Here is a 6,391-nt window from a genome sequence, read left to right on the forward strand (position 1 = left end):
AGGCGGCCGACCCGAGACAGCACTGTTGAACGCGGCGGGAGTGCAGCTTTCCAAGCGGTACGGTATGCCGTCTTCACCAGGTTCCATGGGCTCCATGGCGAAGATGATCGGTCCTCAGATAGGCCACGAACACACACTCGTGCCACTGACTATGGCACTCGCGGGAGGAGATCTCCTGAACGGTCTCGGCATGCTCGAAGGCTCCAAAGTGCTGTCGTTCGAGCAGCTAATGATCGATCACGAGATCGCAACTGCCGTCCTGAGGCTCATTTCTGGTTTCTCGGTCAATGATGAAACCCTCTCGCTTCCCATGATCGATCGCGTAGGCCCCCGAGGCAACTTCTTGCAAGAGCCGCACACCTTCAAACACATGAGAGAAATCTGGGACCCGAGTCTTAGCGATTTGAGGCCTTACGATATATGGAAGAGTTCTGGTGCGGAGACGATGGAGCAGGTCGCACGAAGAAAGGCGAAGGATATCCTGGTCAAGCACAAGCCGGTTCCTCTCGACCAGAGCGTCAGCGAGCAGTTGAGCGCAATCATTGCTGAAGTTGAGAAGAAGCCTTTCCACATAGGCACAACTGAGAATTGGTGAGGGGATACCTTGGCGAGAGCCAGAGTGCAGATGCTGTCCCGATCGGAGAGCGAGGAGATACACGGTGCCTCGATAAGGATTCTTGAGAAGTCGGGAGCGATCGTTAGGAGTACCGAAGCCCTCAAGTTGCTTAGTAGCGCTGGAGCCAAAGTGATAAAGAAGGACATGCGCGTGTTCTTCACTGAAGCGATGACGAAGGAGGCAATCAGGACTGCGCAGCGGACCATTGTCCTCGGAGCGAGGAACCCGAAGCATGATCTGAAGATACCAAACGAGGGCTTCCCATTCATCAGCACGGACGGCTTCGCGGTGCAGATGCGTGACAGTTCCACCGGAGTGAAGAGGTCTTCCACAAGGGAAGACCTCCGCAAATGGGCGACTCTCGCTGACGCCCTGGAGACTATCGACTTGCTCTGGCCCTCTGTCGGGGCCACGGATTTGCCACCGCATCTCCAGCTCGTGGGAGGTCTCAGGACGTGCTATGAGAGCACAGAGAAGCATGTCCAGTATCAGGCATTCAGCGGAGAGGAAGCGAAACTTGAGATAGAGATGGCGCAGACAATTGCCGGTGGCGAGGACGAGAACAGAAAGAGGCCGCACTTCTCCTCGATCCAGTGCATAGTGGCCCCGCTCCAGTATGACGAGGGGTCAACTGATGCGTTGATCGAGTTCGCTCGCGCTGGAATCCCAGTCATAGCCATGAGCATGGTTTCTCCCGGCATAACGGGACCAACGACCTTTGCTGGCAGCGTTGCGCTGGCCAACGCTGAGGTGCTCGGCTCCCTCGTGATATCGCAGCTTGCCAAGGCCGGAGCTCCGCTGTTCTATTGCTTCGTCTGTGCGCCCTTGGATATGAAATCCGGGAACTTTGCCACAGGATCGCCCGAGTACGGAGTGCTTAGCGTGGCCGGTTCTGAGATGGCGAGATACCACAAGTTGCCGTCGATGATGGGAGGTTTGGGCACGTCTGCCAAGTTTCCCGGCGTGCAGGTCGGATTCGAGAAGGCTCTTTCGACAATGTCAGTTGCCCTCGCTGGGTGTGACCTTCTGACTGGATGCGGCGGCCTTGGCGACGCGAGCTTCATGTCCATGGAGCAAATGCTTATCGATTCTCAGATCTGGGAGGACATAAAGAGAGCCTGGCAGGGGATGGACGTGAACGAATCGGAGCTTGCGATGGATGTGATCGAGAAGGTTGGCCCCAAGGGGCAGTATCTCGTCCATCCTCACACATTCTCCACGTTCAGACGGCTGCATATCTCGAAGTTCAGCGACAGGTCGAGTTACATGGCATGGGAATCGTCCGGCAAGAAGGACATGGTCTTCACCGTCGAATCGGAAGTGCAGAAGATACTGTCCACTCACGAGCCCGCCCCTCTTTCCAGTGATGTTGAAGAATCGCTTGGATTCATCGAAGAGAAGGCCAACAAGAGTCTAGGTTGAACTCGGAGAGGTACCTCTTATGAAACGTCCGAAGACGGTCATAGCAGTCGCCGCCATGGGAGTAGTACTTCTGGGAATAGGTATTGCCCTCCTTCCTGCAAAGGGTATTCTCTGCTTTTCGGGCAGCTTTCTCATAGTAATCGGACTGCTTCTGGTGCTATTCTCATCTCTTATTGGTGCGAAGATCCGCTATGGCAATCCGCCTCGAGCCGGTTATCATCAGGGGCAACTTGTACGCTACGGCGAATCTCCTACGGTGCCCTTCGATTCGTGGGGCAGATGCCCATACTGCGGAACTAGTATTGCTGCTGTGACTAGAGTGTGCCCCAGTTGCGGAAAAACAATATAGCAAGGCACCTAAGTCGGAGAGTTTCAGACGACAACCTGGGTAAGCCATATACGCTGGAGAATCGGCATCCTCGTAACGACACGGAATCACTCAAGGCACGATGCCTCGGTACTTGTGACAGTTGAATCTCATACTCCCATCCCCCGCCCGACTACTACGCTAATACTGTAGGACATCAACGGAACAGGAGCCTAGGTCATACACCCCGAAGAATCGTGAGTGCCAGGCGAAGGACATGAGCCCCTTTCCTTGGGAAGAAATCGACAGGACTGAGAATGTCCCGTTAGGAGGTGGTACTTCACTTCTTCCATTGCGATCACTACCGATTTTGACGTCGGAGCATTCGCCTTTAAATCCCCTTTGTACCATGCACATGATGTTGGGCATGGCTGCGAGCTTTCAAGAATTGGCGCAGGCGATAATGGATGAGTTCCTGAGCTGGGACCCATCTCTTGCCACCCAAGTCGGCTGGCACAAGTACGATCGTCAGCTCCGCGATCTCGGCAGGGCAGCTATGGACAAACAGGCCGTGAGATGCGACCTTCTGATCGAAGAGCTCATGAAGGTTTCCCCTGCTAGCCTGACGCTCGACGAGCAACTCGATTGTGATTTGGCAATCCATTTGCTGAGGCTCTGGCAGTTCGAGATACGCGACCTGAGGATGTACGAGCATGTCTCCTCTGCGGCTGCAGATGTCGGGAATTCCCTGTTCTTTCTCTTCATCCGCGACTATCCTTCATTCGAGGAGCGGCTTGATGCTATATCTTCGAGGCTGGAGGCGGTCCCCCAGTATCTTGAAGAATCAAGAGTCGTTCTCAGAGCCCCCTACCGTGTATGGAACGAGGAGGCCTACGAGGCGGGAAAGGAGATCCCATTGTTCCTCAGGAAGATCGAGGGTTACTTTGAGACCAAGCCATTGACGCCTGAACGGAAAGAGCGACTCAGGGTGGCTGTCAAGACGGCGCGCGATGCGATCGAGCGACACAACGAATGGCTCAAGGGAACCGTCATTCCCCGCGCAGGACCTGGATACGCCCTGCCACCCCTCGAATATACGAACTATTTCTCAATGAAAGGATACGGCGTCACCCCCGACGAAGCGCTCAGGGTGGGAGAGACCTATCTGGAGATCTCGAAGAAGCGGATGAAGGCCTCCGCCAAGGAGCTGGTGCCCTCAGGAGATCCGGCCGAGGCTATCCGTCTGATGAAGAAAGACAGACCGGCCAACTTCTCCGAGGCCTTCATGGAATACAAGGGCACGATTAAAAGGGCAAAGGAGTTCGTAGTCAGCAAGAACCTTCTTAGCGTGCCTGACGACGACGAACTCCTCGTGATGGAGACCCCTGAGTTCATGAGGCCTCTCTGTCCTTTCACGCAGGGGTTCGAACCGGGTAAGTTCGATGAGAAGCGCACCGGCATCTTCATGGTGACACCGACCGGAGACAACGAAGAGCTTTTGGGCGAGCACTGCCACTCGGCCATCGTCAGCACCGTCACACACGAGACGTACCTCGGCAGGCACATCCAAGGAATGTGCTCCAAGAAGAATGCCTCATTCGTCAGGGTTCTCAGCAATTCCCCTGACTTCGGCGAAGGATGGGGGATGTACTCGGAGGACATGATGCTTCTGTCCGGTTTCAATGACACCCCGCTGGGAAGGTTCGTGAATCTCTACGACCTTGTCTACAGAATCGCGAGGCTGGTTGCTGAGATCAAGCTAGTCAAGGGCTTCATGACGCTCGAAGCAGCGGCCGAGATGTTCAAGCGGGAATGTTGGATGGATCCGGGTGCGGCGGCCGTGGAGGCTCAGAACTGTGCCATCATCCCTGGGTACTTCTCAGCATATCTTCTGGGCAAACTGGCCATATGCCAGCTCAGGGATGAGGTGCAGGCCGACCTGGGCTCCAGGTTCACGCTGAAATTCTTCCATGACTCGCTCGCGTATGCAGGCAGCATGCCTATGCCGTTCATGCGAAGGGCGGTGTCTATAAGGATGAATGATCAGTTCGGGATCGAGCTCGGCCCCCAGAAGGAAAGCCTGTACCAATACGCTATGAGAAAGGCACGAGAGACGAAATTGTGAGTCGCCCAGGGGTAGACCCCGTCTTTTCATGTCGCTGGTGTCTGCAAATGAGACCCGCCAGCACGCGACTACTTGGCAATCCCTTTCGCCCAACTGGCAGCGCGCTCCAGCTCCCCCTCCTTCAGCGGCCCTTTCTTTCCTTTGACGATGAAGCCTTCAGGAGTCGAGGCGAGAGTGCCGCCCTTCGCTTTCATGCTGTCGGCGATCTTCTCTGCGGCAAAACCGAATATCTTGACGAATTTCCCTGCGAGTCTCGTGTCGAACGCCGCTACTTTCATGCCATTGATGACTCCTTCTGGCATTTTGGCAAGGAAGTCCTGGATTGGCTCTGTAGCCTTGCCTCCATAAGTCGGAGATCCAACTACCAGCAGGTCAATCGTATTCATGTCTGCAAGGTTCGCGTCGGTTGCGTGAGCCACTCTTGCATCACCGGCAACTGCTTCACCGATGGCTTTGGCTATCTTCTCTGTGTTTCCGTAGGCGGAATCATACACAACAAGAGCTTTCATCGAATCCCTCAATCCAGTTTCTGAGTCGAGTAAGCGCCAAGCTCGTACTTCAAAATATGTGGATCCAGAGTGTTTTTCGATTGTAGCCAGGAGACATGAGGTGCCAGGTGAAGGACATAAGCCCCTTGGAAACCCTCATATCTGAGCGTGGTTTGTGCACGATTGAATCAGAGATATTGCAGATTGCGCCCGTTCGCCCATTGTCGCATGTCTGCTTATGAAGGCTGCCTTCTCTTCTCCATGATCTTCTGGTCCGAATCCAACCGGATTCGGATTTCGCCTACTGGCTCAAATTCAATCAAGCAGGATTGAAAATCAGGAGAATGCCCCAAACCCTTTCGGTTCTTTCTTCCTTCTTTGCTCAAATAGCCGTGCGGTTCGACCCTAGCTGGGATTCATCGCGATTCTTCATTGTCCAGCTTCAGACAAGCGAAATTGAGTGGGAAGGGAGCGATAAGCATACTCATAGGGCAAACCAGGCGCATTCCTACGAATTTGAGCCAAGGAATCAGGTTTGTCGGGCTTACCCCATGTAATATCATGTCCGAACCCAAAAAGGGCTAGAATCAAGGCTCAAATCTTTGACATAGCCCTTTGGCGACTGGCTCGAAATCAATCAGTGAGGATTGGAATTCGCGGAGAATGCATCAAACCCTTTTCCTTCCCACTTCAAATGACAATCGTCTTCTCGGTGAACGGCAAGATAATGATGTAAGTCCAAAGCACAAAGTAGTTAACCAGCATGCCAGCACTGAAACCGATTACGAAGTACTTGTGAAGCCAGCCTGTGACATTCCAGTGAAATGAAGCGGTCTCTTGTGGTTCGAGCACGTCGCTCCGGGATAGGTGACCGTCTATCCAGACTTCAACACGGAGGTCGTAGTCCCGCGAGTTGGTGAACGTTATCGTGAGTTTGGAGACCGGTATTAGGCATGTTGCCAGAACGAACACAATCAGGATGGACGCAACTATCGCCACAATGAGAATCTTCCTTCGGCTCATGACTCTGCGTAAGCCCTTCTTGCCAACATTGGTCTCCACCACGTTCACGTTTTCCTCAGACATATGCTCGCAGGTCGATACTGTTCGAGGTTTCTTATGTCACTTTCGTTGCCGTTGACCGCGATGTCAGTTTCGCCTTTCCTCCCCTATTGGCTTTTCCTGAAGAATCCGGCGGCTGTCGATAGATCTCCGAGCAGAAAGATATGGATTTGAGCGCGTTGCTCCGAGCCGTTGTATAGAATCGGAGGCGCGTAGCTCGATGCTGACGACAGGAAGAACGCCCTCCAAACATCGGCAACATCCCTGACAAGGGTTGCCAATTAGCAGAGCGGACAATTCATACCAAGCGCGGTTGTCGGAAACTGACAGCTGCGGGGCGCCCGAAGGATGAAGGAGAAGACGAGGCTCAG

5 protein-coding genes are annotated in these 6,391 nt (G+C 54.0%); 3 read left to right on the plus strand and 2 right to left on the minus strand.

What is annotated here, in order from left to right; translation table 11 throughout:
* The 3 genes from KJ653_00375 to KJ653_00385 form a co-directional block, all read left to right on the plus strand.
* On the plus strand, positions 1 to 595 hold a 595-nt coding region (locus KJ653_00375), incomplete at its 5' end, for a trimethylamine methyltransferase family protein (protein ID MBU0684296.1).
* Between the two features lie 9 nt (positions 596 to 604).
* Positions 605 to 2,038 carry a trimethylamine methyltransferase family protein gene (locus KJ653_00380; GenBank protein MBU0684297.1) on the plus strand — a complete coding sequence of 478 codons (1,434 nt, stop codon included), beginning with the start codon at positions 605 to 607 and terminating at the stop codon, positions 2,036 to 2,038.
* 716 nt (positions 2,039 to 2,754) lie between these two features.
* The gene (locus KJ653_00385) at positions 2,755 to 4,470 is read left to right on the plus strand and encodes a DUF885 domain-containing protein (protein MBU0684298.1); all 1,716 of its coding nucleotides are present in this window, start codon (positions 2,755 to 2,757) and stop codon (positions 4,468 to 4,470) included.
* 68 nt (positions 4,471 to 4,538) lie between these two features.
* Here KJ653_00385 and KJ653_00390 read toward each other — a convergent pair whose 3' ends face one another.
* Complete coding sequence (locus KJ653_00390) at positions 4,539 to 4,979, minus strand: flavodoxin family protein (protein ID MBU0684299.1); 441 nt, start codon at positions 4,977 to 4,979, stop codon at positions 4,539 to 4,541.
* Between the two features lie 669 nt (positions 4,980 to 5,648).
* Positions 5,649 to 6,044, minus strand: a complete 396-nt coding sequence (locus KJ653_00395) for a hypothetical protein (protein MBU0684300.1) — start codon at positions 6,042 to 6,044, stop codon at positions 5,649 to 5,651.
* Positions 6,045 to 6,391 lie beyond the last annotated feature (347 nt).

This window comes from Candidatus Thermoplasmatota archaeon (assembly GCA_018814355.1).
Lineage (GTDB): Archaea > Thermoplasmatota > Thermoplasmata > UBA10834 > UBA10834 > COMBO-56-21.